20 protein-coding genes and 1 pseudogene are annotated in these 25,467 nt (G+C 54.6%); 13 read left to right on the plus strand and 8 right to left on the minus strand.

The features are described 5' to 3' along the window. Positions 1-14 precede the first annotated feature (14 nt). The 13 genes and pseudogenes from IEX86_RS04455 (at position 15) to IEX86_RS04510 (ending at position 15,778) form a co-directional block, all read left to right on the plus strand. Positions 15-671 carry a response regulator gene (locus IEX86_RS04455; RefSeq protein WP_188864887.1) on the plus strand — a complete coding sequence of 219 codons (657 nt, stop codon included), beginning with the start codon at positions 15-17 and terminating at the stop codon, positions 669-671. 83 nt (positions 672-754) lie between these two features. Continuing rightward, positions 755-4,738, plus strand: a complete 3,984-nt coding sequence (locus IEX86_RS04460) for a sensor domain-containing protein (protein ID WP_188864888.1) — start codon at positions 755-757, stop codon at positions 4,736-4,738. Between the two features lie 701 nt (positions 4,739-5,439). After that, a pseudogene (locus IEX86_RS25565) lies at positions 5,440-5,907 on the plus strand (methyl-accepting chemotaxis protein); the annotation flags it as partial. Positions 5,908-5,964: 57 nt separating this feature from the next. After that, a complete protein-coding gene (locus IEX86_RS25570; RefSeq protein ID WP_373290399.1) occupies positions 5,965-7,005 on the plus strand; it encodes a methyl-accepting chemotaxis protein in 1,041 nt (346 codons plus the stop codon). A gap of 23 nt (positions 7,006-7,028) precedes the next feature. Beyond that, entirely contained in the window at positions 7,029-8,570 is a 1,542-nt protein-coding gene (locus IEX86_RS04470; RefSeq protein ID WP_188864890.1) for a chemotaxis protein CheW, read from the plus strand. A gap of 18 nt (positions 8,571-8,588) precedes the next feature. Continuing rightward, a complete protein-coding gene (gene cheB / locus IEX86_RS04475) occupies positions 8,589-9,701 on the plus strand; it encodes a chemotaxis-specific protein-glutamate methyltransferase CheB (protein ID WP_188864892.1) in 1,113 nt (370 codons plus the stop codon). Beyond that, positions 9,685-10,308 carry a HEAT repeat domain-containing protein gene (locus IEX86_RS04480; RefSeq protein ID WP_188864893.1) on the plus strand — a complete coding sequence of 208 codons (624 nt, stop codon included), beginning with the start codon at positions 9,685-9,687 and terminating at the stop codon, positions 10,306-10,308. The genes cheB and IEX86_RS04480 overlap by 17 nt, the downstream gene beginning before the upstream one ends. Positions 10,309-10,340: 32 nt before the next feature. Then, complete coding sequence (locus IEX86_RS04485) at positions 10,341-11,153, plus strand: CheR family methyltransferase (RefSeq protein ID WP_229685250.1); 813 nt, start codon at positions 10,341-10,343, stop codon at positions 11,151-11,153. Continuing rightward, positions 11,150-11,521 carry a response regulator gene (locus IEX86_RS04490; protein WP_188864896.1) on the plus strand — a complete coding sequence of 124 codons (372 nt, stop codon included), beginning with the start codon at positions 11,150-11,152 and terminating at the stop codon, positions 11,519-11,521. Before IEX86_RS04485 ends, IEX86_RS04490 begins: the two co-directional genes overlap by 4 nt. Beyond that, positions 11,518-13,938 (plus strand): chemotaxis protein CheA, encoded by a 2,421-nt coding sequence (locus tag IEX86_RS04495; RefSeq protein ID WP_188864898.1) that lies wholly within the window; start codon positions 11,518-11,520, stop codon positions 13,936-13,938. The genes IEX86_RS04490 and IEX86_RS04495 overlap by 4 nt, the downstream gene beginning before the upstream one ends. Continuing rightward, positions 13,935-14,171: a hypothetical protein gene (locus IEX86_RS04500; protein ID WP_188864900.1), complete on the plus strand. Its 237-nt coding sequence runs from the start codon at positions 13,935-13,937 to the stop codon at positions 14,169-14,171. The genes IEX86_RS04495 and IEX86_RS04500 overlap by 4 nt, the downstream gene beginning before the upstream one ends. 11 nt (positions 14,172-14,182) lie before the next feature. Continuing rightward, complete coding sequence (locus IEX86_RS04505) at positions 14,183-14,557, plus strand: response regulator (protein ID WP_188864902.1); 375 nt, start codon at positions 14,183-14,185, stop codon at positions 14,555-14,557. A 120-nt stretch (positions 14,558-14,677) separates the two neighbouring features. Further along, positions 14,678-15,778, plus strand: a complete 1,101-nt coding sequence (locus tag IEX86_RS04510; RefSeq protein ID WP_373290400.1) for a methyl-accepting chemotaxis protein — start codon at positions 14,678-14,680, stop codon at positions 15,776-15,778. Positions 15,779-15,832: 54 nt separating this feature from the next. On the opposite strand, the gene IEX86_RS04515 is transcribed toward IEX86_RS04510, so the two are convergent. The 8 genes from IEX86_RS04515 to fhuB all read right to left on the minus strand — a co-directional run bounded on the left by IEX86_RS04515 (position 15,833) and on the right by fhuB (position 25,466). Next, on the minus strand, positions 15,833-16,486 hold the full coding sequence (locus tag IEX86_RS04515; RefSeq protein ID WP_188864906.1) for a methionine ABC transporter permease: 654 nt from the start codon (positions 16,484-16,486) through the stop codon (positions 15,833-15,835). Beyond that, positions 16,470-17,630, minus strand: a complete 1,161-nt coding sequence (locus IEX86_RS04520) for a methionine ABC transporter ATP-binding protein (protein WP_188864907.1) — start codon at positions 17,628-17,630, stop codon at positions 16,470-16,472. Before IEX86_RS04520 ends, IEX86_RS04515 begins: the two co-directional genes overlap by 17 nt. A gap of 3 nt (positions 17,631-17,633) precedes the next feature. Then, on the minus strand, positions 17,634-18,383 hold the full coding sequence (locus IEX86_RS04525; protein WP_373290401.1) for a MetQ/NlpA family ABC transporter substrate-binding protein: 750 nt from the start codon (positions 18,381-18,383) through the stop codon (positions 17,634-17,636). Positions 18,384-18,520: 137 nt separating this feature from the next. Then, on the minus strand, positions 18,521-19,921 hold the full coding sequence (locus IEX86_RS04530) for an LLM class flavin-dependent oxidoreductase (protein WP_188864911.1): 1,401 nt from the start codon (positions 19,919-19,921) through the stop codon (positions 18,521-18,523). Between the two features lie 7 nt (positions 19,922-19,928). Beyond that, a complete protein-coding gene (locus IEX86_RS04535; RefSeq protein WP_188864912.1) occupies positions 19,929-21,131 on the minus strand; it encodes an SfnB family sulfur acquisition oxidoreductase in 1,203 nt (400 codons plus the stop codon). Between the two features lie 3 nt (positions 21,132-21,134). Beyond that, positions 21,135-22,373, minus strand: coding sequence for an SfnB family sulfur acquisition oxidoreductase (locus IEX86_RS04540; protein ID WP_188864914.1), 1,239 nt, complete (start codon positions 22,371-22,373; stop codon positions 21,135-21,137). A 169-nt stretch (positions 22,374-22,542) separates the two neighbouring features. Then, a complete protein-coding gene (locus tag IEX86_RS04545) occupies positions 22,543-23,382 on the minus strand; it encodes an ABC transporter substrate-binding protein (protein WP_188864916.1) in 840 nt (279 codons plus the stop codon). A gap of 56 nt (positions 23,383-23,438) precedes the next feature. Continuing rightward, complete coding sequence (fhuB, locus tag IEX86_RS04550) at positions 23,439-25,466, minus strand: Fe(3+)-hydroxamate ABC transporter permease FhuB (RefSeq protein WP_188864918.1); 2,028 nt, start codon at positions 25,464-25,466, stop codon at positions 23,439-23,441. Position 25,467 lies beyond the last annotated feature (1 nt).

Raw genomic sequence — 25,467 nt, forward strand, 5'->3', positions numbered from 1 at the left:
AGGAGGGGTTCGGTTTGGTAAAGCGTGTAGCGCTTATTGATGATCATGCGCTGGTCAGAGCAGGACTCCGATCCCTGGTAGAAGATCAGCCGGGCTATGAAGTCGTGGCCGAAGGGGGCGATGGCTCGGACGTAGAGCGCATTCTCAAAAATGACAAGCCTGATATTTTGCTGTTGGATATCAGCATGAAGCATCTCAGCGGTTTAGATGCCCTGCGTCAGTGGCGCGAGCAGTACCCTGAAGTTCAAATCCTTATGTTATCCATGCACGCGACACCCGACTATGTTCTAGCTGCCTTACGCTTGGGCGCCCGTGGCTACCTCCTCAAGGATGCTGCAGCGCAGGAACTTGACCTTGCCTTGCAGGCATTAGCCCGTGACGAGTCTTATCTGAGCCCTGGTATTGCGCAGACTGTGATTCAGTCAGCGATTGTCGAAGGGCGGCCCCGTGAAAGCAGTGGGAGTGGAGCCGTGTTAACGCCTAGGCAGACTGAAATTCTCAGACTGATCGCACGCGGGTGTTCGACACGTGATATTGCTCAAGGATTAGGGCTTAGCGTGAAAACAGTCGATACCCATCGGGCGCAGATTATGGATCGCCTTAATCTTCATGATGTTCCGTCATTAGTACTTTATGCCGTACGTAAAGGCTTGATCAGTCCTGACGACTAGTGCCTTTAACCTAGGGGAATCCCTGATAGCCAAGAGGGTGCAGGGCTCGCACACTAAGTCATTGGCTATTTAAAGAGTGCCTCATGTCTTCCTTTCCCTCCCAAGCTGATCGATTCCTGGAGCATTACCTGGCGCGGCACCAGGCTCCCGAAGCGCTATCTGCTTCGTTTCCAGTGTCCTATTCCTGGGCGCTGTGCTTGGGCGCAGCCGTACTAACGCTGTTATGCCTGGCTATTGGGCTGGCTGAGGCAGCAGTGCTGATCTGGGGCGGTGTCTTTACCCTGGCTACCATAAAGCGTTTGGCATGGAAGGCGTTCTCTGCCTGTGCTCTGGCGACGTTAGCGGGATGTCTTGTTTGGTATGTGATTGACCCTCGTCCGTTCGACGTCAATAGGGTTTCCGTGGTTGTCTGCGGATTGGTTATTTGCGTCAGCTATTTGCTGGGTCAGGTGGTGCGTCTCAAGGCAACGGTGAAGCGCCAGCATATAAATAATCACCTGCCTGTTCAGTTCAGCACGGCACTGACCCAAGCGCCTGACGTATGCCTGAAAGAGCTGGATCTGGAGGGGCGTCTGCTCAGCATGAACGAGACTGGCAAACGTCTGATGGATGCCTGCAATTTCGATTCGGTTCACGGTACGGCTTGGTTAAGCCTCTGGACAGAAGAATGGTCTGCGCAAGCACAACAAGCATTCGATCAGGCCTGTCTTGGATTACCAGGGCGCTTTAGTGGTGTCTGTGAGACCCTAAAGGGAAACCCAAAATGGTGGGACGTGTTGATTCTTCCTGTTCGAGGGCTGGACGGGCAGGTTGAGTCACTGCTGACTTTTTCATGGGATATGACAGAGGCCCAGCAAACTGCAATAAACCTTAAACAGGCTCATGATGAGTTTGATGCGTTACTGAACACTCTTAACGAGGGAATGTACACGCTCGACCAGAACTGGCGCTTTACTCAGGTCAACGATATGGCGCAGGAGGTGCTCAAGCGGTCACGGGAGGAGCTAGTGGGCTCTTATATCTGGGATCTTTACCCGGATGAAGTGGAGCGCGAGCTCGGTGCAGCTTACCGGGATGTTATGTACTCAGGTTTTCCTCGACATTTTGAGTTCTACTTTCGACCGTTCCAGCAGTGGCACCGTGTCAGTGCCTACCCGAGACCAAACGGTATTACGGTATTTTTTAGCAATATCACCTCGGATGTTGCGAGCGTCCAGCAGAGCCAGGCCACCGAGACACGCTTGCGTCTGGCGCAAGAAATTGGCCGCTTTGCCGACTGGCAGTTTGAGTTGTCAACACGTGAGCTCATGTTGTCTGAACAGGCAATGCAGCTGTTGGGTATCTCCATGGAGTCCGGTAGCTCACATCAGGATGAGCTGATGAAGCATCTGCATCCGGATGATCGTCTCGGACTGGTTTCTGCCTTGCTGGATTTAACGGAAGGCAAGCCTTCCCTGAATGTTTCTGCACGCCTGAAAAATACCGAGCAATCGGGAGCATGGAGAAATTTTCAATTCGCCGGCGTAGTTCTGCGTCCTAAGGCTCACCCGCAGGGGTTACTGGTGGGCTGCATGCAGGATGTTTCCATACAAAAGCATCGTGAGCAGCGCTTGATTCAAGCAGAAGCATTCACGCGTAGCATTCTTGACGCATTGCCTCAGTTGGTTTGCGTGCTGAATGAAGCCGGCACGGTTATTACCGTGAATCAAGCCTGGAATCGCTTTATCGATACGGCTCCTTCCCAGTGGAAGTGGCCGGAGGCTGGCAGCAATTATCTGAAATTCTGTACAGCCATGGCAGAGCGGGGGGAAGCCATGGCTCAAATTATACTGGCTAAGCTTCAAGCCCTGCTGGATGGGAGTGGTGATCCCTTTAGCCTGGAATTCAAAGTAGAGCTGGGCGGGGATATTCGGGTCTTTCACCTATTTGCGCTGCTGATGGACACGGAGCAGAAGCAAATCCTTATTGTTCATGATGATGTGACAGAAACCGCCCGTCTGCAACGCGCGATCAACACCCAGACCCAACGGCTCAAGCTTATTTATGAAGGAGCAAACGACGGGTTATGGGAATGGATACCGCAGCGCAAGGCGCTTTACCTATCCGAGCGGTTTATTGAGCTAATAGGTGACGCTATTGGGGAAGAGCAACCGTTTTCGCAATGGCTGGTCGACCACGCTCATCCTGAGGATGTCGAGAGACTGGCCTCTGCGCTTGAGCAACATCTCATCAGTGATAAACCGCTTGATATAGAGCTACGCCTGCAAACGCCTCGCGGATGGCATTGGTTTCGTGTTCGAGGCAAGGCTGAGCGAGAAGGGGGTGTGTTGGTGCGCTTCGCGGGATCGCTCATGGATATCAGCTTTCAAAAAGCGCTCCTGGCGCAGTTGCAGGAAAGCGAGGCGCGGTTTAGGGAAATGGTGGAGTTTCTTCCCCATGTCTTCTGGGTGTACGACATCGCTAGAGGGCAGATCAGCTATGTCAGCCCTGCTTTTCAGAATATATGGGGCTGCTCGCCCGAGTTGCTTTATAACGATATGTCTTCTTGGATAAGGCTGGTCCATCAAGATGATAAAGCCTTGGTTGAGCGTTTTCATGATGAGGTGATCTCGCACCATCGGCCTGCTGAAGTTGAATACCGTTCAGCCGATGCGCACGGCCAATTGCTCTGGATACGTAACAAGGCGTTCCCCTTTTTAAATGCGCAGGGAGAGGTCGCTCGTATCGTGGGCATTGCCGAAGATATTACTGAGGCACGTACCTATCAGGAGCAGCTCTTTACGGCCGCGCATTTCGATAGTCTTAGCGGACTACCCAACCAGGTTATGTTCCACAAGCGGCTAGAGGAGCAGTGCGTTCAGGCTGCAAAGGGTAACCGTGAGTTCTTGGTACTCTTTATCGGCCTTGATCGTATCAAGTGGGTCCAGCAATGCCTGGGTCAACGGCTGCGAGATACCGTGGTCCACCAGGTTTCCGAGCGTTTTCAGGCTGTGCTCGGTACCAGGGGATATCTGGCCAGTTTAGCCAACGATGAATTTGCGGTATTGCTAAGCCGGGAAGATGAGGTGGCGCATGTTCAGGCGGTCATCAATGGCCTGCTTCATTCGCTTGAGCAGCATTTTTCGCTTGGCACTGAATCGATACGGCTAACAGGTTGTATTGGTGTAGCTCAATATCCCATGGATGGGGAGACAGCAGAGCAGTTGGTCAAAAATGCCAATGCCGCTGTGTATGCCGTGCAAAAGTCGGGACGCAGTGGCTACCAGTTTTTTAACCAGGGGCTACTCAAACACAGCTTCGATACGCTAAAGCTTGAAGCCGAACTTAACCGCGCGATCGAGCAGAACGAGTTTGTTTTGTACTACCAGCCAAAGGTCAGTGTGGCGGACCAGCAGGTATGCGGCGCAGAAGCCTTGATTCGCTGGGAGCACCCAGCGCATGGCCTCATTAGCCCTTTGCGCTTTATTTCACTGCTTGAGGAAACGGGGCTTATTGTTCCCGTTGGGCTATGGTGCATTGATCAGGCACTTGCACAGCTCGCTCGGTGGCAATCTCAAGGGGTGCGCCATTTTGTAATGGCTGTAAACCTGTCGCTTAGGCAGCTACAGCCAGACTTGTGTGAGCAGGTGAGGCAAAGCCTGGAACGTCACGGCGTTAAGCCGGGTTACCTTGAGCTGGAGCTGACTGAATCCATCATGCCTGAACCGGGCAGTGAGACGAGCAACATCATTAACGATCTGAAGGCATTAGGGGTTCGGATTGCTGTAGATGACTTTGGAACAGGGTATTCGACCTTGGGGAGCTTGCGTTCTTTTGTGCCGGACACGCTAAAAATAGACCGTAGCTTCCTTAACGAAGTGGTTAGCAGCGCGTCTGACAGGACGATTGTAAAGAGCGTAATCGAGATGGCCCATGCGTTATCCATGACCGTGGTGGCAGAAGGTGTCGAGTCGCCTGAGCAGCAGCGTTTATTGGAGGCGTTGCACTGCGATCAGATGCAAGGCTTCTTGATCAGTCCGCCGGTAGTGGCCGCTGTCTTTGAAGAAAAGCACATCGCCATTAAGTGATTTACTGAGCTCTTTATCTTGCCGTGTTTTATAGCCGCTCCCCAAGGGAGCGGCTTTTTCTTGGGCTATCCCGTCCTGCTGTTGCTTTACTCTGCCACTTATCCTGAAACTTTAGCCGCTTGGTGCCTTAGATAGTTCAGGTTTTTCCTTAGGGAAAGCAGTCATTCCGTCTCAGGTTCCGCCCGATAGTTTCGTTTGCTCGATGACGCTTAAATAGCCGTGCCGTGGATGTCAGGCGAGCCGAAGTGTTTCGGCCTACATCAGACAGGCCGCACGCTTTGGAGTGATCAGGTTTCACCCAGCTGCGTATGCATCCATTTTCAATGAAACCATCGCTCGTAGTTGAGGAAACCTTCATGGCCCTGGTCAAGAAACCCACCACGCCTTCCGCCGTAGCAGAGAAAGTAGTATCCCGTAATGTCGCCCGTGATGCTGAAGCACAGCGTAAGCGTGCACGGACACTGGCCAAGCAGCAGCAAGCTGCTGAGCGTATCGCTGCCGCCACCAACCAGCTCTCCACTGGTGTAAACGAAGCTGCCTCTGCAGCAGAAGAACTCAAGCGTGCTGCCGACCAGATTGCCAGCGGTGCCGAGGAAGCCTCCGGTGCGGCGCAACAGTCTCTCAAGGCATTTGAAGTTGTAGGCCGCTCTATCGAGCTTCAGCAGCAGAGTGCTGCGGTAGCCCAGGAAAAGTCTGAAGCCATGCAGCGTTTGGCTGCTGCTGTTAACAGCGATGTAAGCGCATTGATTGCCAACGTACGTGTGGCGGCTGAGCGCCAGACGGGCTCGGTTAACCGTGTCGCTGAGCTCAAGCAGCAAGCCGCTAACATTGGCGAGATCGTCAAGGCTGTTGGCCGTATTGCTGACCAGACCAACCTCCTGGCCCTGAATGCTGCCATTGAGGCGGCTCGTGCAGGTAAACATGGTAAGGGGTTTGCCGTTGTTGCTGATGAAGTCCGTACGCTGGCTGAAACTTCTGAGAAGAGCGCCAAGCAGATCTCCGATATGGTCGGCAAGATCCAGCACGACGTAGAAAACATCGCCCTGGGTATCAACCGCTCTGCTGAAACCATCCAGACCGAAGTGGAGAAGGGTGGCACTATCACCCAGCAGCTTGAGCAGATTCGCCTGGACTGCATCGAGATCGTAAAAGGCGCTCAGGACATCGCAGCCGGTGCGGTCCAGAGCAGCGCTGCGGCCCAGCAGGCCCTGCGTGGCGCAGACTCCATTGCATCTGCTGCCGAACAACAATCCGCCGCGGCTGAAGAGTCTGCCAAGACGGTAGACGAGCAGGCCCAGGCGCTGGCTGAGTGCGAGCAGGCGGCCCAGAGCTTGTCTGAATTGGCTGAAGAGCTGAAAACATCTACCGATGTTAGCAAGAGCGCTGAGGAGGTTGCCTCTGCTGCCGAGGAGTTGTCCTCTGCCGTTCAGGAAATCAACCGCGCCTCTAGCCAGATTTCCATGGTAATCGACCAGATCCGCCAAGGCGCACAGACTCAGGCTGCTGCCACTGAAGAATCGGCTGCGGCTGTTAATCAGATCGAAAAAGGACTGGAGCTGGCCCAAGGTCGCGCGACATCCAGCCTGGAAAAAGCTTCCGCTATCAAAACGCTGATGACTGCTAATAAAAGCGGCATTGATGCAATGGTCAACGGTGTAACGTCTTCTATCGAGGCGACACGCGGCAGCCTAAGCCAGATCAAGGATCTGGAGCTGATTTCTCGCCGTATCGACAAGATTGTCGACGCCATCACCACGGTTTCCATCCAGACCAACATGCTGGCTGTAAACGGCTCCATCGAAGCAGCCCGTGCCGGTGAGTTTGGCAAAGGCTTTGTCGTGGTCGCTACCGATATTCGTAACCTGGCCCATGACTCGGCTGAGAACGCTGACCGTATCAAGGACTTGGTGAAGGCCGTTCAGGACCAGATCGGCGTAGTAGGGCGTGACCTGGAAGAAATTATCAGCGCTGCCCTGGCGGAAGCCCAGAAGGCAACGGTGATTACCCGCAACCTGGACAGCATGGCCGGTGATATTGCCAGTGTGGAAGTTGGCTCCTCTGACATCCTTAAGTCTGCCGAAGAGATTAGCTCTAGCATCACTCAGGTGAAGTCCGGTATCGATCAGATCTCCGCTGCTGCTCAGGAAGCCGAGAATGCTGCTCAGGAAGCGGCTGCCGCTGCCAAACAGCAGTCCCAAGGTGCTGAAGAACTATCGGCTGCCATTGAAGAGATCGCTTCCCTGGCTGACGAGCTGCAAAGCGCCTAAATCCCTGAAGTGAGGGGATCGTGATGACTCAAACAACTGCAAGTGAAACCCTCGCCGTACGGGGTGGGGGAGATGACGAGGAGCTTGCCCAGGGGCATCAGTTCGTGACGTTCACCGTGGGTAAGGAGGTGTTCGCCGTCGAGATGTTGCCTGTGCAGGAAATCATCCGTGTACCGGAGGTAATCCGCGTACCGCTGACGCCACCTGCCTTGAATGGTCTGGCTAACCTGCGCGGTAACGTACTGCCGATTATTTGCCTGCGTACCTTGTTCAACATGGAAACCCGTGATGCGGATGACTCGACGCGTGCCGTCGTGCTCAACCTGGGCCAACCGCTGGGTTTCGTGGTTGACCGTGTTGCCAGCGTCATCATGGTAGAAGAGGATCAGATCGAGCCGGTCAGCAATGTCCAGTCTACGATCAATACCCGTCTTCTAAAGGGGCTGCTCAAGCGGGTGGGCGGGCATGAGCTGGTGATGATCCTGGACTTCCAGTCTCTGATCCGCGACAGCTTTAGTGAGAATAGCCTGCTCCAGCGTACCGTTATGGCTAGCAGTATGTCTGTCCTGCCCGAGGAAGAAGAGGATGACGAAAGCAGTGATGAGCTGCAATTGGTCAGCTTTACCGTGGACAGCCAGGAATATGGAATCGCCATCGAAGACGTGCAGGAAATCGTTCAGGTTCCGGAGCACATTGTCTCCGTACCCAAGACGGCTTCCCATGTGCGTGGTGTGATGACGCTGCGCCAGCGTCTGCTTCCCTTGGTGTCGCTACGCGAGATGTTTCATCTGCCCAGCCAGGCAACCGATGAGCGCAGCCGCATTCTGGTGGTAAGTCTGTCCGGTGTTTCGGTTGGCATCATCCTTGATAGCGTCAACGAAGTATTGCGTGTGCCCGCCAGTCAGGTTGAGCCCATGCCACCCATGCTGGCGCGCGACCAGAACATGGCGGAGCTGACAGGACTGTGCCGCCTGCAAAACGGTAAGCGCCTGGTTTCCGTGGTGTCTGCCGAGCGCTTGTTCCAGCACCAGTCGGTACAGAATGTCTTGAATACACACGATAAGGAGCCGAGCGTGGACGAAGAGTTGCTCGATCAAATCGATAACGACGATGAAGAACAACTGGTGGTGTTCCGACTGGGTAACGAAGAGTTCGGCGTGCCCATCGACAGTGTTCAGGAAATTGTTCGCGTTCCGGAAAACATGACGCATGTACCCAAGGCGCCTCCCTTTGTAGAAGGTGTAATGAACCTGCGTGGTGTCGTATTGCCGGTAATTGACCAGCGCCGCCGCTTTGGCTTGCCTGGCATTGAGAACAATGACCGTCAGCGCATCATGGTGTTTGTCATCAATGATCTGCGTACGGGCTTTATTGTGGATTCAGTGGCCGAGGTACTAAAGATCTCCCGTACGCTGATCGAGCCGGCACCGGCGTTGTCGAGCGAGCAGCAGCGCCTGTTCGGCCGTGTGGCAAACCTGCCTAAGCAGAAGCGCATGATCCAGCTCGTCGAGCCGAGTCAGCTTCTGGGTGAGCAGGAGCTCAGCGCCCTGTCGAGCGTCGCGTAAGGATAGGGTGCTGCCGTCATGATTCGTTTACTGATCGTTGATGACTCCGCACTGATGCGTCGCCATCTGCAAAAGGTATTTGAGGCCGAAGGTGACTTCGACATCGAAATGGCCCGCAATGGCCTCGAAGCAATCAAGCTGTCTCGTCAGTTCGATCCGGACGTCATCACCCTGGATATCAACATGCCGGAAATGGACGGGTTGACCGCCTTGTCCATGCTGATGGCAGAGCAACCCCGTTCGGTCGTGATGTTTTCATCACTGACCGAGCAGGGTGCTATCGCCTCACTTGAGGCGCTGGCATTGGGTGCGGTGGACTTCTTCCCCAAGCCGGGCGGTACGATTTCCCTGAACATTGATCAGGTCCGTGACAGCCTGGTTGCCAAGGTACGGGCAGCCGCCGGTGCGCAACTCAAGAAGGTGGGGAGGTCGCGTAACACTTCCGCGGCACCGACCCATTCGCGAGCTGAGCGTAAGCCGGTGGAAAAAGCCGTAGAGATGGCAGCGGACATGGGCGAAGGTCTGGTGCTGATTGGTTCATCCACGGGCGGTCCGCGTACGCTGGAAGAGATTCTGCCAAAGCTTCCAGCCAGCTACCCATGGCCCATCGTTGTGTCGCAGCACATGCCGGCCAACTTTACCCGGGCGTTTGCCGAGCGCATGAATAACGTCTGTGCGCTTACGGTGGTAGAGGTCAGTAAACCTATGCCGCTAGAACCAGGTACGGTTTATATCGGAATGGGGGCAAGCGATGTGTGTATCAGCCGTCGTGCAAATCGGCCCTATGCGTTACCCAAGCCGGAAAGCAATAAGTACCTCTGGCATCCCTCCGTCAGCCTGATGGTAGAGACCGCCATGCAGCATTTCCAGCCAACCCAATTGATTGGTGTGATGCTGACAGGCATGGGCTACGACGGTGCTGATGAAATGACCGAACTCAAGCGCCGCGGTGGTCGCACGCTGGCTGAATCTGAGGCGTCATCTGTGGTGTTCGGCATGCCCGCAGAGCTGATTCGCCGCGGCGGTGCCATGGAGGTCATGGCCTGTACTGAAATGGCTGCCACCCTCATTCGCTGGGGCAGCAGCCCTACCAAGTCTTCTCGAGTATCCCGCTATGCCACTCGTTCGTAGTACACCGGCCGACCAGGCCGTTGATAACCAGCCAAGCGGGTTCGAGCAACTGCTTGATACGCTCGACAGCCCTGATGCGGCGGCACGCCGTCTGGCCGCTCGCGCCCTGGCATCATACCCACAGTCCAGTAGTGACTTGGCCAACCATCTTGAGGAAGAGTCCGAGCCCTCTGTACGTGAGGCCATCATTACCAGTCTGACGGCTATTGCAGATGTCACTGCTGTAACGGCGCTGATCGACTGCCTGCGTAGCGAAGATGCCGCGTTGCGCAACGATGCTATCGAAGCTCTGAAAACTGCGGGCATTCAGTATCCGGATCTAATCCAGAATGCTTTGCAGGACTATGACGCTGACGTCCGCATTCTGGCTATCGGTATCCTGGAGTCCCTCAAGCATCCAGAGGTGGAACTGTGGCTGATCGATCTGCTTGAGCACGATCAGCACTTGAACGTCTGTGCCTGTGCGGTGGACTTGTTGTGTGAGATTGGCAGTGAGCGTGCCGTGCCAGCGCTTGAGCTTTGTCTTGAGCGTTTTCCGGATGAGGACTATCTGCGCTTCGCCGTCGAGCTGGCTATCCAGCGCCTGCGTGGAGAATCCACTCTGTGAGCCAGACACCCGCGATTACCAAGGACGACTTCGTGAAATTTCGCGAATTCTTCTACCGCAAAACCGGTATCCACTTTGATGACTCGAAGCGCTATTTCGTGGACAAGCGCCTGATCGAGCGCATCGAGGCTACGGACGCGGGTAGCTTCCGTAATTACTTCGTGAGCCTGCGCTTTCAGACCTCAGGCGATGAGCTGCAATCCCTGGTCAACGCCATGACCGTCAACGAGACCTACTTCTTTCGGGAAGAATATCAGCTCAAGTGTCTCGTCACGGACATGCTTGATGAGGTAACCCGACGCAAGCGCGACTCCAGCCCGATTCGTATCTGGTCGATGCCATCGTCTTCGGGAGAGGAGCCTTACTCTATCGCCCTGTACCTGCTTGAGTATTGGAAAGGTATTTATGAGTGGGACGTGGAGCTGATTGCCTCAGATATTGATACCAATATTCTTGAGCGGGCCAGACGGGGTTTGTATAGCCCACGCTCGGTGCATAACCTGCCAGCCAAGCTGCTGGAGAAATATTTCAACCGTCAGAAAACCGGAGATTACCAGCTGATCGACGATATTCGTCAGAGTGTTGAATTCAGCCGGGTAAACCTGATGAACGCGAGTGATGTAAAAGCCTACAAGGGCTTTGACATTATTTTCTGCCGCAATCTGCTGATTTACTTCGATGATTTATCCCGTCGCCAGGCGGCCGACACCTTTTTTGATGCGTTGAACCCAGGCGGGATGATCTGCCTGGGACATTCAGAGTCCATGAGCCGGATCTCATCGCTGTTCCAGGTGCGCAAGTTCCCTGAAGCCATTGTTTACCAGAAGCCGTTGGAGGCCCGATGAAACGTATTTTAATCGTCGATGACGCGGCCACCGTACGGCTGTTCAACCGGCAGGTACTGGAGAAAGCCGGTTATTACGTCGATGAAGCTGTTAATGGCATCGAGGCGCTGGAGAAGAGCCTTGAGACGCCTTACGACCTCTATCTGGTAGACGTGAACATGCCTATGCAGGATGGCTTTAGCTTCTTGCGTGAATTGCGCTCCCGACCGATTGAGCAGGCCCCTGCTGTAATGATTACAACCGAGTCGGGTGATCATGATCGTCAGCAGGCTTGGGAATCTGGTGCTAATTATTACTTAACTAAACCGATTAAGCCGGAAGCGTTGCTGAGGCTGGTGAATGTTCTGACCGGAGAAGGTGCCCAGTGAACGCATTGCTGCAACAGTTTATTCAGGAAAGCCGCGAAGCCCTGGAGTCCATTGGCAGTACCTTATTGACCATGGAACGCGAGCCCGGCAATACCGCTCCCTTGGGTGAGCTGTTTCGTCTGGTGCATACGCTTAAAGGTAACTCTGGTCTGTTTGATTTTCCTGCGTTGACCAGCGTGCTACATGCTGCTGAAGATGTCATGGATGCGGTACGTAATGGCGAGCTGGATTTCAACCAACAATTGGCTGACCAGCTGCTGAGTACTGCGGATTACGTCAGCGAATTTCTGGACGAAATCGAGCAGAGCGAACAGCCCGGCGACGGTTTCCGGGTCCCGCCTCGTGATCTGGTGGATGGACTGCGCGCGTGGCTGGTCAAGAATAACGCGGTTGCTGCTATCGAGCCTGCGCTTGAGACCAACACTGAGGAAGTTGCTGCCCCTGCCTGGTTCACTGAGCTGAGCGATGAAGTCCGTCAGCAAGTAGCTGACAGCCTGGAGGAAGGGCAACGCCTTTACCGTGTGGAGTATCGCCCAGCTTCAGACTGTTTTTTCCAGGGCACTGATCCGTTGCATCTGGTTCGTCAGCTGCCGGATATCTTATGGCGACGTGTAAGCCCGGTAGAGTCCTGGGCACCGGTATCTGAGCTGGATGCCTATCAGTGCAATATGCGTATCGAGTTTCTGCTTGCGATTCAGGAAGAAGATCTGGCCGAGCACTTCCGTTACGTCAGTGATCAGGTGAGCTGGGAGGCGGTTACTTCAGCGGTGCTTTTAGTACCTGCCCCAGACGAAGATAACCGGCAGAGCATAATTCAAGGCAGCGAAGCGGTTGACCCTCTGGTACGTGACATAGTGAGCACTCAACAGCTTGCCTTGGCGGCCTGTTTGGCTCAGTCCTGGCGTAGCGGTCAACAGGCAGCCATTGTACGTACGCTGAAAAATGTTTTGTCAGCTTATCCAGTTCTGCACGAAGCACTTGAGCACAGTGTGGCTGAGGCTGATCGGCAGAACAGTGCTGCACCGATCATAGCCTGGTTCCAAACGCACTGGCAGGCTGGCGCTGATCAGGCACTGGAGGTGACCAAAGAGGGTAACCAGCACGGTGAGGCAGTGAATGTAAAGTCTACAGCTCAGCTTGATTCTGACGCTCTTGCATCTGCAGTGTCTCTAGAAACCACGCGTGCGCCTATAGAGTCGTCCGCCAGTCGCCGCCAGGAAGAGGCGGGCAGTCATGTAACGCCCAAGGTATTAAAGATCGAGCAGGAAAAGATCGATCGCCTGATGAATCTTATCGGTGAGATTGTAGTAGCCAAGAATGGTCTGCCATACCTTGCCGAGCGCGCCGAAGATCAATACGGTCAACGCGAGTTGGCACGGGAGATCAAAGCGCAATATGCCGTAGTCAATCGCATCGCTGAAGATTTGCAGGACGCCATCATGCAAGTGCGCATGATGCCTGTTTCCTTCGTGCTACAGCGCTTTCCACGGCTGGTACGTGATATCGCACGTAAGCTGGGTAAGAAGGTCAACCTGATCCTTGAGGGTGAAGATACCGAAGCGGATAAGTCCATGATCGAGGCCTTGGCCGACCCGCTCGTGCATATCGTGCGTAATTCCATGGACCATGGGTTAGAGCTGCCGGAAGAGCGCGTCAATGCAGGAAAGTCGGAAACCGGCACACTGCGTATTCGCGCTAATCAGAATGCAGATCACGTTGTGATCGTGATCGAGGATGACGGTCGAGGTATTGACCCCCAAAAGATCAAAGCCAAAGTAGCTAGTAAAGGGCTGGTTGAGCAGGCCGCTCTGGACGCAATGAGTGATCAGGAGCTAGTTAATCTGGTGTTCCTGCCGGGCTTTTCTACCGCCGAACAGATCTCTGACCTGTCCGGTCGCGGAGTCGGCATGGATGTAGTGCGCTCAGGTATCGAGAAGGTAGGTGGCCAGCTGCGGCTGACCAGCCAGATAGGCAAAGGTACGCAGCTTAGCCTGACACTGCCGCTGAGCATGGCTGTCACTCAGGTCATGGTGATTGAATCCGGCGGTCAACGCTTTGGTATTCCGATGGATCAGGTCATGGAAACCGTGCGCCTGCCCAAGGATTCAATCCATACCATCAAGCATCAGCCCACCGCGCAACTGCGCGGTCGTACGATTCCGCTCAAGAGCCTGAACCAGATGCTGGCCGTGTCTGAAGAGCAAGTGCTCAACGAGGACGAAGAGTACGCCCTGATGGTTTTGCGTAGCCGAGGCGAGTTGGTCGGGCTGATTATTGATGATTTCCACGGCTCAATCGACATCATCCTAAAGCCTATGGTGGGCATCCTGGGTGAGTTGTCTGGTTACTCCGGCACAGCGGTGATGGGGGACGGCTCCATCCTGATGATTCTCAATCCTACGGAGCTGTTCGAATGAGCATTACCTTCAAGAAAAGCGTAGCCGTCTTGGCTGATCAGGTCACGGTAGAAGAGGCTGAGACCCTGCTTGAGTGGCTGGTGAAAAACCCCTCTGGCAAGGTGAATCTGGGCGACCTGGAACATCTGCATACCGCTAATCTGCAAGTGCTTATGGCACTGAAACCAAGCGTTTCAGTTTGGCCGAAAAATACCGATATAAAGCTGTGGCTCGAAGCCGCGTTTAATGCTTAGGAGAGAATGAAATGAGCAAGAACATCATGATCGTCGACGACTCCGCGACCATGTTGATGAGTCTGCGCAGCAGCCTGGAAATGTCTGGCTTCAAAGTCGAGGCGGCCAATGATGGTGTGCAGGCAATGGGCAAACTGCAGGGCGGTTACAAGCCGGATCTGATCATCACCGATATCAACATGCCCAACATGGGCGGCCTTGAGCTTATTGGTAAGGCACGCGCTTTGCCAGGCATGCGGTTTGTTCCCATTCTGGCGCTGACTACAGAGAGCCAGCAAAGCAAGCGTGACGAGGCCAAAAAAAATGGCGCTACCGGTTGGCTGGTCAAGCCGGTCGGAGCTGCCGACTTGCTCAAGGTCATCAAGCAAGTGCTGCCAGGCGCTTGAGGAATCGACATGAATAACCAAGCCTATCTTAAAGCCGGATTGTTGCTGGCCATCGTAGCACTGGGCCTCAGCTCGCCGGTCTGGTCGGCTTGGCTCGCACAGCAGTCGACACTTGCCTGTATGGCAATTGCCCTATTTTTTTCCATTCCATTGTTACTGGTGGCGTGGCGGTTGTCTGCGGCGGGCGTTCACGCCTCTGAGCGGCCAGAGGAGGAGAGTGCACATGCCGCACTCTTTGGTAAGGTGGTCGCTACGGCCAATGCAGTACCCAGGCTTAGCCGTATTGTGCAGCGTAACCTGCAAGAAGTCAGTGACGAGACTGAGCGCAATGTTCTAAGTGCCATTGAGCGGTTGAACAATATTCACGTTACCGGGCAGAAATTATCCGAGACGGTAAACGATGGATGTGGCAGCGCCAAGGAGCTGTCTCGCGAGGCGGACGAACATCAGCGTCGTAATGAACAAACGTTGGCCACATTGTCCGCGTTTGAAAAGGAGCGCAAGGAAAGCCTGAGCGGTGATATCGAGCGCATGCGTCGTCTGTATGAGGAGGTCAACGCAACAGGGCCATTGATTGCTCTCATCAGCGATATTGCCAAGCAAACCAACTTGCTGGCGCTTAACGCCGCGATTGAGGCTGCACGGGCAGGGGACTCTGGTCGTGGGTTCGCCGTGGTAGCCAGTGAAGTCCGTAATCTTTCAGCCCGTACGGCAGAAGCTGCTAATTCAATTTCTTCAACTATCCAGAATTTGGCTTCGCGCTTTGAAGAGGAGTCGACGGCAGCTCAAAACCGCCAGGAAGACTTCCTGACCAAGAGTGGACTAGAACATGTAGGTAATGAACTGCGCTCAATGGTGGGATATCTGCAGGAAGCAGCAGAGTGCATGACAACGGTCGTAAGTGGTGTGCGTGGCTTGAGCGCCGATGTAAACAATGACCTGCAAGGTGTGCTGTCCTGCCTGCAATTCCAGGATCCGCTGCGTCAGCGCCTGGAGCAGAGTGGTTACATGCTCGATACCTTGAGCGAGGTCATGGAGGTATACGGAGCAGGACTCGCATCCCCAGAGAGCTGTCAGCCGGGCGAGCTACCCGATCTAGATGCGCGGATGCAAAAACATCTCAACAGCTACGTCACGCATTCCCAGCACAAGGGACACCTTGAGGAAATGGGACGGGGCCACGAGGTGCAGTCCGAAGGATTAAAAATCGAATTGTTCTAAGCACTGAATATTTTAGAAAGGCCAGCCGATACCCGGCTGGCCTTTTTTATTTACCTATGTTCGATGATTCATCGCTTTCGCTAATTTATCCCCTCCAAGCTGGATAAGCGTTACTAATAATACCAGCCCTATAATAACAATTAACATCACCATAAAATCGAATCGCTGATAACCATAGCGATAAGCAAGGTCGCCCAGGCCACCAGCGCCAATGGCACCAGCCATGGCGGAAGAGTTAATCATCGTGACAAGGGTAATGGTAAATCCACTGATAATCCCTGGCAGCGCTTCTGGTAGTAGCACATGCCAGACGATATGTCGGCGGCGGCATCCCATAGCCTGGGCTGCTTCGATCAGCCCTTGGTCTACTTCACGCAGACTGACTTCTGCGATCCGGGCAAAGAAGGGCGTGGCTGCAATAGCCAATGGCACGACAGCTGCCCAGACGCCATAAGTTGTTCCTACAATCAAACGGGTAAAAGGGATTAGCGCGACCATTAGAATAAGAAAGGGAATAGAGCGGAAGAGGTTGACGATACTTCCAATCAGCCTGTTCAAACGAACAGCCTCGAACATTCCGCCTTTACCACTGGTAACCAGAAACACGGCCAACGGAATACCGGCAATCAGTGCGATTAGTGAAGAGACGCCCACCATCAGCAGGGTATCCAGTAGTCCTTGCCACAGGCGATCAATCAGCAGCGACATAACCCAATACCTCCACATCGTCGAAAATACGTCGAGCTCGTTTGATCAGCTCCTCCTGTGCATGGGGAGAGTGCCTGATCGAGACCAGCAGATGGCCTACAGTGCGCCCTTGAAGTCGTTGGATGGCTGATTTAACAAGCGTGAGCTGTCCACCCAGCGCGCTGAAGAGTAATCCCAGGTCAGGCTCACGGCTATTAGTGCCGTTTAGGCGCAGTTCAAGCAGGAGGGCATCGTTCTGGCGTAGCGGTTGTGTTAGCAGGTGCGCTTTAAGATCATCTGATAGCGTTTGCTGCAGCGGAGAGAGCAGGGTGCGGGTCACGTCATGGTGGGGATCACCAAAGACTCTCCATACGGGGCCTTGTTCGACTATTGCACCACACTCAAGCACGACGACACGATCGCAGATTTCGCGAATCACCTCCATTTCATGGGTGATCAATACAATGGTCAGTCCCAGCGATCGATTAATATCACGCAGCAGCGCCAGAATGGCCTGTGTCGTTTCAGGGTCCAGCGCTGAAGTCGCTTCGTCGCATAACAGGATGTCGGGATCATGGACAAGCGCCCGAGCAATACCGACGCGTTGCTTCTGACCACCAGACAGCTGTGCAGGATAGGCATCATGCTTGTTTTCCAGACCTACCAGCTTGAGGAGTGAGGCGACTTTCTGCTGCCGCTCCTGCCGCGGTACGCCAGCGACTTTAAGAGGCAATTCCACATTTTGCCGTACGGTTTTGGCAGAAAGCAGATTGAAGTGCTGAAAGATCATGCCGATACGTCGGCGTAAGGCAACCAGCTCGCTTGTGCCGTAGCGACCAATATCCTCGCCGTCTATCAGAACCTGTCCTTCGCTTGGTTGCTCGAGTCGGTTGATTGTCCGTAACAGGGAGGACTTACCTGCACCACTGCGCCCGATAATGCCGAATATTTCACCCTTGCGAACAACCAGATCTATGCCGTGCAGCGCACGTACTGGTCCTTGCTCACCGCTATATGTTTTACCAATGTCCTGAAAGCGAATATGCGTTTCGGCGTGTTCCAGTGTGGTAGCAGCAAGGGCGTAGGGCAGTGCATGAGATGATTGGTCTCCCTCTGCTTCATGAGTGTTTCGAGCCTGACGAATAGATGTAATTGATCCCGTCATGAATCAGCTCCTCCAGCCAGTCTGGTAAAGGGTTCCATGTGCCTTGTCCAGGGCTGCACGCACGGCCGGAGAGTGCTGGTAGATATCGACGAACTTGCGTAGACGTTCGTCGTTCTGCCGGTCAGGCCGGATGACGAATTGAATGACGTATTCAGGATGATCAAGTCCGTCAAAAAGCAGAGCCGAATAGGGATCGAAGGTATTGGCCAGACGGATATAGGCCGGATAGCCCTGCACCAGATCCACGTCATCATAGGCGCGTACCAGTTGAACGGCTTCCAGCTCAATGATCTGTACATGCTTGGGATTGGTCAGGATATCGGCTTGAGTCGCCATGTAGCCCACACCGGGCTTTAAGGTGATCAGGCCGGCTTTTTCCAGCAGCTGTAAGCCACGTCCTCCGTTGACGGGGTCATTGGCGATTGCCACGCGGGCGCCGTCTGGCAACCCTTCGACGCGCTTATACTGTTTTGAGTACAAACCTACGTTGTTGATGATACCGGGAGCATAGGGGATCAGGTTGTAACCGCCTTCCTTTCGGGCATTTTCCAGAAACGGAATGTGCTGGAAGTAGTTCACGTCAATGTCCCCGTTAGCCAAGCTGACATTGGGGGCAATCCAGTCGGTAAACTCGACCAGCTCCACTTTCAGTCCCTGCTTTTCCGCTTCAGCCACAGCCGCTTCCAGTGGAGGTGCAAAGGCTGCTGTCGTGCCGAGCTTCAATGGCTCGTTTGGATCGGCCGCGTGAGTCATGCCTGCAGCACTCAGCAGTGCTGTAAGGGCAAAGGTCTTTATCCAGCCACGGCCTGGGTTCAATCGGTGCAGCATATCGGTCATCCTGTTCAAGGTCATGGGAGGCGAGGCTGGAAGCGTTCCAGTGGTCGTTGAGATCAGATGGCAGTTTGTCTGGGTGTCTGGCTGGCCTGATGTGTCAGGTTTCGCCAATGTGTACCGGCATGATCCGGTGGTAATCGAGCGCCTTGGGCGAACAGTTTTTCACGCAGGGTGCCTGGCTCGTAGGCTGTCTTGTAGCGACCCCGTGTTTGCAGCTCTGGAATTACCAGGTCGATAAAGTCCGTATAGCTTTCCGGTGTGACGATGCGTGTCAGGTTGAATCCATCCAGCCCGGTTTCGTCGACCCATTGTTCCAAGGCGTCCGCCACCTGACTGGGCGAGCCAACAATGAGTGGGTATCGGCTACCCAGAGCGTGCTGCTCAAGAAGCCTGCGCTTGGTCCAACCACTGTCCTTGCCGGTAAACGCCTTGACGACCGACTCGATGGCATTGGTCTTTTGATAACGGATAGGCTCATCAAGCCCATAGCCTGCGAAATCGATACCCGTCGAACTGGAAAAATGAGCAAGGCCTGCTTCTGGATTGGCGTAACGTAGATAGTCCGCATGCTTTTCCCGGGCCTCAGCTTCAGTCGGCGCAACAATCACGCTCAACCCCATAAAGACTTTGATAGCGTCCGGCGTACGCCCGGCGGCTACTGCGCTGGCACGTGTTCGGTCAACCTGATGCCGGACCGCCTGAATATCCTGCCCGCCAATGAAAACGCATTCCGCATGTTGCCCGGCGAAATTAACGCCGCGTTCGGAAGAACCTGCCTGGTAAAGCAGCGGTGTGCGCTGTGAGGAGGGTTCGCTCAGGTGATAACCTTCAACGTCGTAGAACGCTCCGTGGTGCCTAACCTTGTGCACCTTATCCGGTCGTGCGTAGACACGGCCCAGGCGGTCAGCGATGACAGCATCATCTTCCCAGCTGCCCTCCCACAGCTGGTAAAGCACGCTTAGATATTCATCAGCCTGATCGTAGCGACGATCGTGCTCATGCTGAGCGGTAAGCCCCATCGCCCTGGCTGCGCTGTCCAGATAGCCCGTCACAATGTTCCAGCCGATGCGGCCGCCCGTCAGGTGATCCAGTGTTGAAAACCGTCGAGCCAGCAGGTAGGGATGTTCATAGGTGAGATTTGCAGTCACACCAAACCCAAGGTGCGTGGTATGGGATGCCATGGCAGAGACAAGAAGGAGAGGGTCGTTAACCGGAAGCTGGATGGACTCCCTTGCCGTGAGTTCTATGCCGCCACCGTACACGTCGTAGACCCCTACGATGTCAGCGAGGAATAAACCGTCGAATAGACCGCGCTCCAGCAGCTTAGCCAGCTCAGTCCAATAGCTCAGCGTCTTGTATTGGGTGGACGTATCCCGTGGATGCGTCCAGAGCCCATGGTTGATGTGCCCGACACAATTCATGTTGAAGGCGTTTAGCCGAATCTGTTTCTTTGCCATGACAACCTCAGAGGTAGCTGCGTCGGGGCGGCAGGGTATCGTTCAGGTAGTAGTCGCCAATGGCGTGGTATTTCCAGCGCACGGGGTCATGCAGGGTATGTACACGTGCGTTACGCCAGTAACGATCAAGCCCATGCCCTGCCAGACTGGCCCTGGCACCACCCAATTCAATGAGTTTATTACCAGCCAGTAGAGAGGCCTCTGTACTCAACGCACGCGCCTCAGCGATCGCAATGGAGGCGGCAGCTACGGCGTCTGCGGTCGGATCTTGCTGCGCCTTGTCGAGTGCCCCTCCAGCCCGTTCAAGCAGGGCTTCCGCGGCGGCGACACGTATGGCCAGCCGGCCTATGTCACTGATCGTCAGGGGGTCTTCGTAGGCATGTTCAACACCAGAGTCGGGCCAGGGACGTGCCTGTTCACGGACAAAAAGAAGGGCATGCTCATAAGCACCTCGCGCAATGCCTGTATCGATCGCTGCGTGTAACAGCTGGGCAAAAGGGCCTACCGTAGTAGGGCGCTCGAATGCTGTCTGAAAGGGTACGACCTCATCAGCCGTTACCGCGACATTATCTAGCACGACCGAGCCGCTGCCCGTGGTCCGCTGCCCAAAGCCAGACCAGTCATCAATGACGGTTACGCCCTCACGGGTACGCGGAATAAAGGCCAGCCGCTGCTTGCCTTCGTCATCCACAACCGAGGTGGGGATGCGCTGAGCATACAGTGCACCGGTTGCATAGAACTTGCGCCCGTTGACCTTGAAACTGGCCCCGTCAGATGTAAGCCGGGTAGTGCGGTCCAGTACCGTCCTGGTGCCAATCTCGGCCAGTGCATTGCCGTAGCGGGCACCCGTCAGCACCTCGGTATACAGCTTGCGCTGCTGTTCAGCATTGCCATTTACGCGTAGCACTTCCAAGGCGTAGTAGTGATTTTGCGGTATCTGGCCCAGGGAGCCATCCGCCGCCGCAATAATAGCGATGACCTTAGCAAGCGTTACGCTGGAGACCTCAGCACCTCCCAGCGCTTTGGGCACTGTAATGGCCCAGAGCCCGGACTGGGAGAACTGGTCCAATTCACTCCACGGCAGCGTCCGATGTTGATCCCGCTGAGCGGCGTCTTGCTTGAAAAGGGCGGCCAGCTCGGTAGCAACTCTCAATGCCTGTTCATCACTTTCGATCCGGTCGGCAATACCGTGCAGCACAGGTGCATTCATGACTCAAATCCAGGCGTGGCGGGCAGGGGAAATACCGTTCAGGTGATAGTTGCCAATGGCATGTACCTTCCAGCGCACGGGGTCATGAAGGGTGTGCGTTCGAGCATTACGCCAATGTCGGTCAAGGTTGAACTCGGCCAGCGTGGCTCGGCTACCAGCCAGCTCGAAGAGTTTTTCACTTGCGGCTAGCGCAATCTCAGAGGTCAGTACCTTGGCTTGGGCTACTGCAATCGAGGCTTGAGCAGCCTGCAATTCATCAATCGGCTTGTCTTTGAAAGAATCAAGCACCTCGGCTGCCTTTCGTAGTAGCGCTTCAGCTGCATGCAGTTCAACTTCCAGCCGTCCGACATCTGCAATCAGATAAGGCTCATTTCGTGCCTCAGTAATACCAGCCTCAGGCCAAGGCCTGGTTTTACCAACAACAAAGCACTTCAGATCAGCCAGAGCAGACAGGGCTATGCCTGCATCGATGGCTGCATGGATCAACTGCGCATACGCACCTTGCAAGGAAGGCTTAGTGCTTAGCAATCCGCTCGGAATAATGTCTTCGGCGGAGAGACGTACATTATTGAGAATGACTGTTCCGCTTGCTGTGGTGCGCTGTCCAAAGCCGGACCAGTCATCAATGATTCGAAGCCCCGGTGTTCCGCGCCGAACAAACGCCATGACTTGTCGTCCGGTTTCATCCAATGCCTTGACGGTTACCCAATGAGCAAACAGGGCACCTGTCGAATAAAATTTTTCGCCGTTCAAGCGGAAGTGATCACCTTCGGGTGTCAGGCGCGCTTTCAGGTCCAATGTATGTTTGCTGCCACGCTCGGGGCCTGCATTGCCTATTCTCCAGCCAGCCAATACGCTTTCAAATAGGCGCTGCTGTTGCTCGGCAGACGCTACGCTTCGGATGACATTGAGAATGCTGAAATGATTCTGGGGAATTTGAGCCAGTGCTGGATCAGCCTTGGCAATGATCTTGAAGATTTCAGCGATCGTCACAAAGGAAACCTGAGGGCCCCCAAAGGCTCTGGGAACGAATACGCTACCCAGACCGCTGGTAGTAAAACGCTCGATTTCGGCCCAGGGAAGTTTGCGCTCCTGGTCACGCAGCGATGCTTCTTGCGCAGCGAAACGGGCTAGCTCATGAGCAGCAGCAATGGCTTCGGCGTCGGTAGTGAGAATACGGGCAGGGTAGACCGGTGGAGCTACATCCTGATCGTTATCAAGAAGAGTATCTGGCTTGAGCATACGGCCTCGCAATGAGCAATGCCGGCCAGATCCACAGCGGAGCCGGACCGACAGATGAAAAGTCAGTGCAGGTCCGGTGATCCGGTAAATAGACGTTAAAGTAATTTAAAAAGAGTTATAAATACTTTCTAGCTATAAGCTTAGAGCGAGCTTAAGGGCAGAAGGCTCGTTACTCAGGCTGTAAGCTCAAGAGGGCGTCTACAAGCGACTCAGCCAGATATTCCACCGAAAAAACACCACCATAGGTCCAGGTAGAGCGGACCGTAGCGAAACGGTGGTTTTGTACGAATGGCATGGCTTGCCATAAGCGAGTGGGAAAGAGTTTATCTTTCTGGGAGAAAGGCTCGATATGCAGAACGACCCCTTCATGGATCCTTCCTAGCTCACTGATTGGCTTTTGTGTAATGCCCCAGGCGGTGGCGGGCAGGGGATAAGCTGGCTTGAGGTGCAGCAGGTCCATGGCATATTGAGGCATGGAGTTGTCCCCATATACATAGGCTACTGCAGGCGTAGAGAAGCGAATAATCGTGACCTCCGGTAGCCTCCCATGAAAGTGATCAATCACTTGCTGCCGTAACCCAGCGATATGGGTGTCCATTTCAGCCAGTCGCTGTTGCGCTTGGTCAAGATGATTGAATTGTCTGGCCAACTTTAGATAGTTCTGCCGCGCCGTTTCGTAATTGTTGTGATCCTGACGATAGCTGTCGAATGATTCTACAGGTGCGATTCGCTCAAGCTTGTCACGCAGATCATCGAGGGCGGGGCTAGAAATGATCAGATCCGGCTTGAGTTCTGCCAGAAGCTCAAGATTAGGCTCGACGCGGCTACCGGCATTGAGTACCGCCTCTGGCAAGGCAGGACGCACGACCCAGACCTTATAGTCATCGGCATCCGCTACGGCCAGTGGCGTAATGCCCATTTCAACCAGATGCTCGGCAGCTTCCCATGTCAGTGCCACTACACGCTGCGGTGTTTCTGCGGAATAGGCTAGTGTGCTGCCAAGCAGCATTAATACTGTTACGAAACAGTGAGAAAGAGCGCCGTTCAGGCGGTGCGTGAAGTGTCTTAGGCACATCGCTGCTTGGCCAACAAAATGATGAAATAAACACCGCATAGTACAGAGGCCACAATGCCTACCGGCATCTGAAGCGGGTAGATCATCACACGACCAACCCAGTCTGCGATAAGCATCAGAACGCTGCCAAGTGTGGCCGCTAATAACAGTTGCGGAAGCACCTTTTTTGCGCCCAGGATCGCAGCAATATGAGGCGCGAGCAGACCCAAAAAGGCCACCGGCCCCATAACGCTGGTGACAAGTGCACACATTAGTGAGACCAGAACCAGCAATATGATACGTATCCGCGTCAGGTTCAGGCCACGACCCAAAGCTACACCATCGCTGATGGAAATCAGCGAAAGGCCTCGGTGAAACAACAGGCTAATGCCCCCAATAATCACCACGCCCATCCACAACCCCACCGCCTGGTTGGCTGAAACGCGGTAGGTTGAGCCGGCTAGCCATCCCATAATGGCAAAGGAGTCTGCCGTCCCCTTGGCTAGAGCAAATTGAAGGATGGCATCCAGTAATGCCATGAGCGATATCCCTACCAGAGCCAACATCCCGGGGGCATATTGATGTCTTCGACCAAACAGCAGCAGCACCCCTAGAACCAGCATACTGCCGGCAAACGCTGCAAGCGGGCCGCCTGCCGTTTGAATGGTCCCACCCGTGACAAATGCACTCATTAACAAGGCCAGGGTAGCCCCTGCCGACAGGCCAAGGATATCGGGGCTTGCTAGCGGGTTACGTAAAAGACGCTGAAGAATGACCCCCGCAATGGCTAACCCGAAACCGGCTGAGGCAGCTGTCAACGTCCGTGGCCAGCGTAACGACCAAACAAGGGGAGAGGGCCAGTTTAGCTGCCAGCCATGGGCGCTTCGAGCTAAGCACAGCGTCAGCAAGGCAATCGCCAAGGTAGCGCTCAGAATGAGTACCCAGCCTAAGGGGGTGATTGTTCTTTCGATATTGCCTGGAAGGCTCAATCCGCGTTGGTCTTCAGCCGACATCTTACGGCGCGAGAGCCATAGAAGTGCCGGGGCACCAATCAGCGCAGCTGCTGCTCCGCTAGGAATTAGGTTTATCGTCCATTGGCTGGCGAGCACTGCAAGTGCATCAGTTGTCAGCAGCAGAACGGCGCCTAGTATTGTGCTGTAAAGCAATTCATCGAATGCAGTACGAGCACCAAACAATCGCGCAAGGTTAGGGGTTAACAGCCCGATGAATCCGATCAAGCCAACGGCTGTAATGGAAACGGAAGTCAGCCAGAGGGAGGCAAGAAACAGTACCAGCATAACCGGCCACAAACTCATGCCTCGTGCTTGCGCGCCTTCGCTACCAAGGCGCAACAACGTTAGCGGGCGTTGGGCAAACGCGAGGATAAGCAGACCAACTGCCAACTTGGGCAACAGCCAGACCACCCAGTGCCAGTCCATTTGGGCAAGGTCCCCAGCTCCCCAAAGGAAAAGGTTGCGGGCGTACTGATCATTCAATAATACAAGGCCGGAAGCTACCGCGCCCAACAACAAGTTCATGGCCATTCCGGCCAGGACGATAGGGAGCCCGGCAATACCGGCTCGGCCTGCAATTAACAGCACAATACCTACGGCGGCCATTGCACCGAGTAGCGCGGGCCACTCTCCATGTTCGGCGGCCAGGGTCGGTGCTATGAGCGTGGCACAAACCAACCCTAGCCAAGCCCCTGAGGCCGAGCCGATTGTCATGGGGGAAACCAGGCGATTCTGCGTCAATTGTTGGAGGAGACTGCCGGATAGCCCCAAGGCAGCCCCGACCAGAAGGCCCATCACAACACGCGGCAAGGCCGAGTCACGAAACTGTAGTACCGTGAAATCCTGGCTGGAAAAGTCGAACAGCGCCAGCCACTGCTGATTTAGGGAGAGTGAAGAGCCGATCTGCAGATGCGCTAGCAGGATCAATAGCAACGCCAGCAGCGTAAGTGGATACCGCAACAGGCCAGGCGTTATGGAGGATAGGGGTCTGGACGGACTACCCGCCTCGGTGTGAGTGACTTGCATG

Source organism: Pseudomonas asuensis, from assembly GCF_014646755.1.
Lineage (GTDB): Bacteria > Pseudomonadota > Gammaproteobacteria > Pseudomonadales > Pseudomonadaceae > Chryseomonas > Chryseomonas asuensis.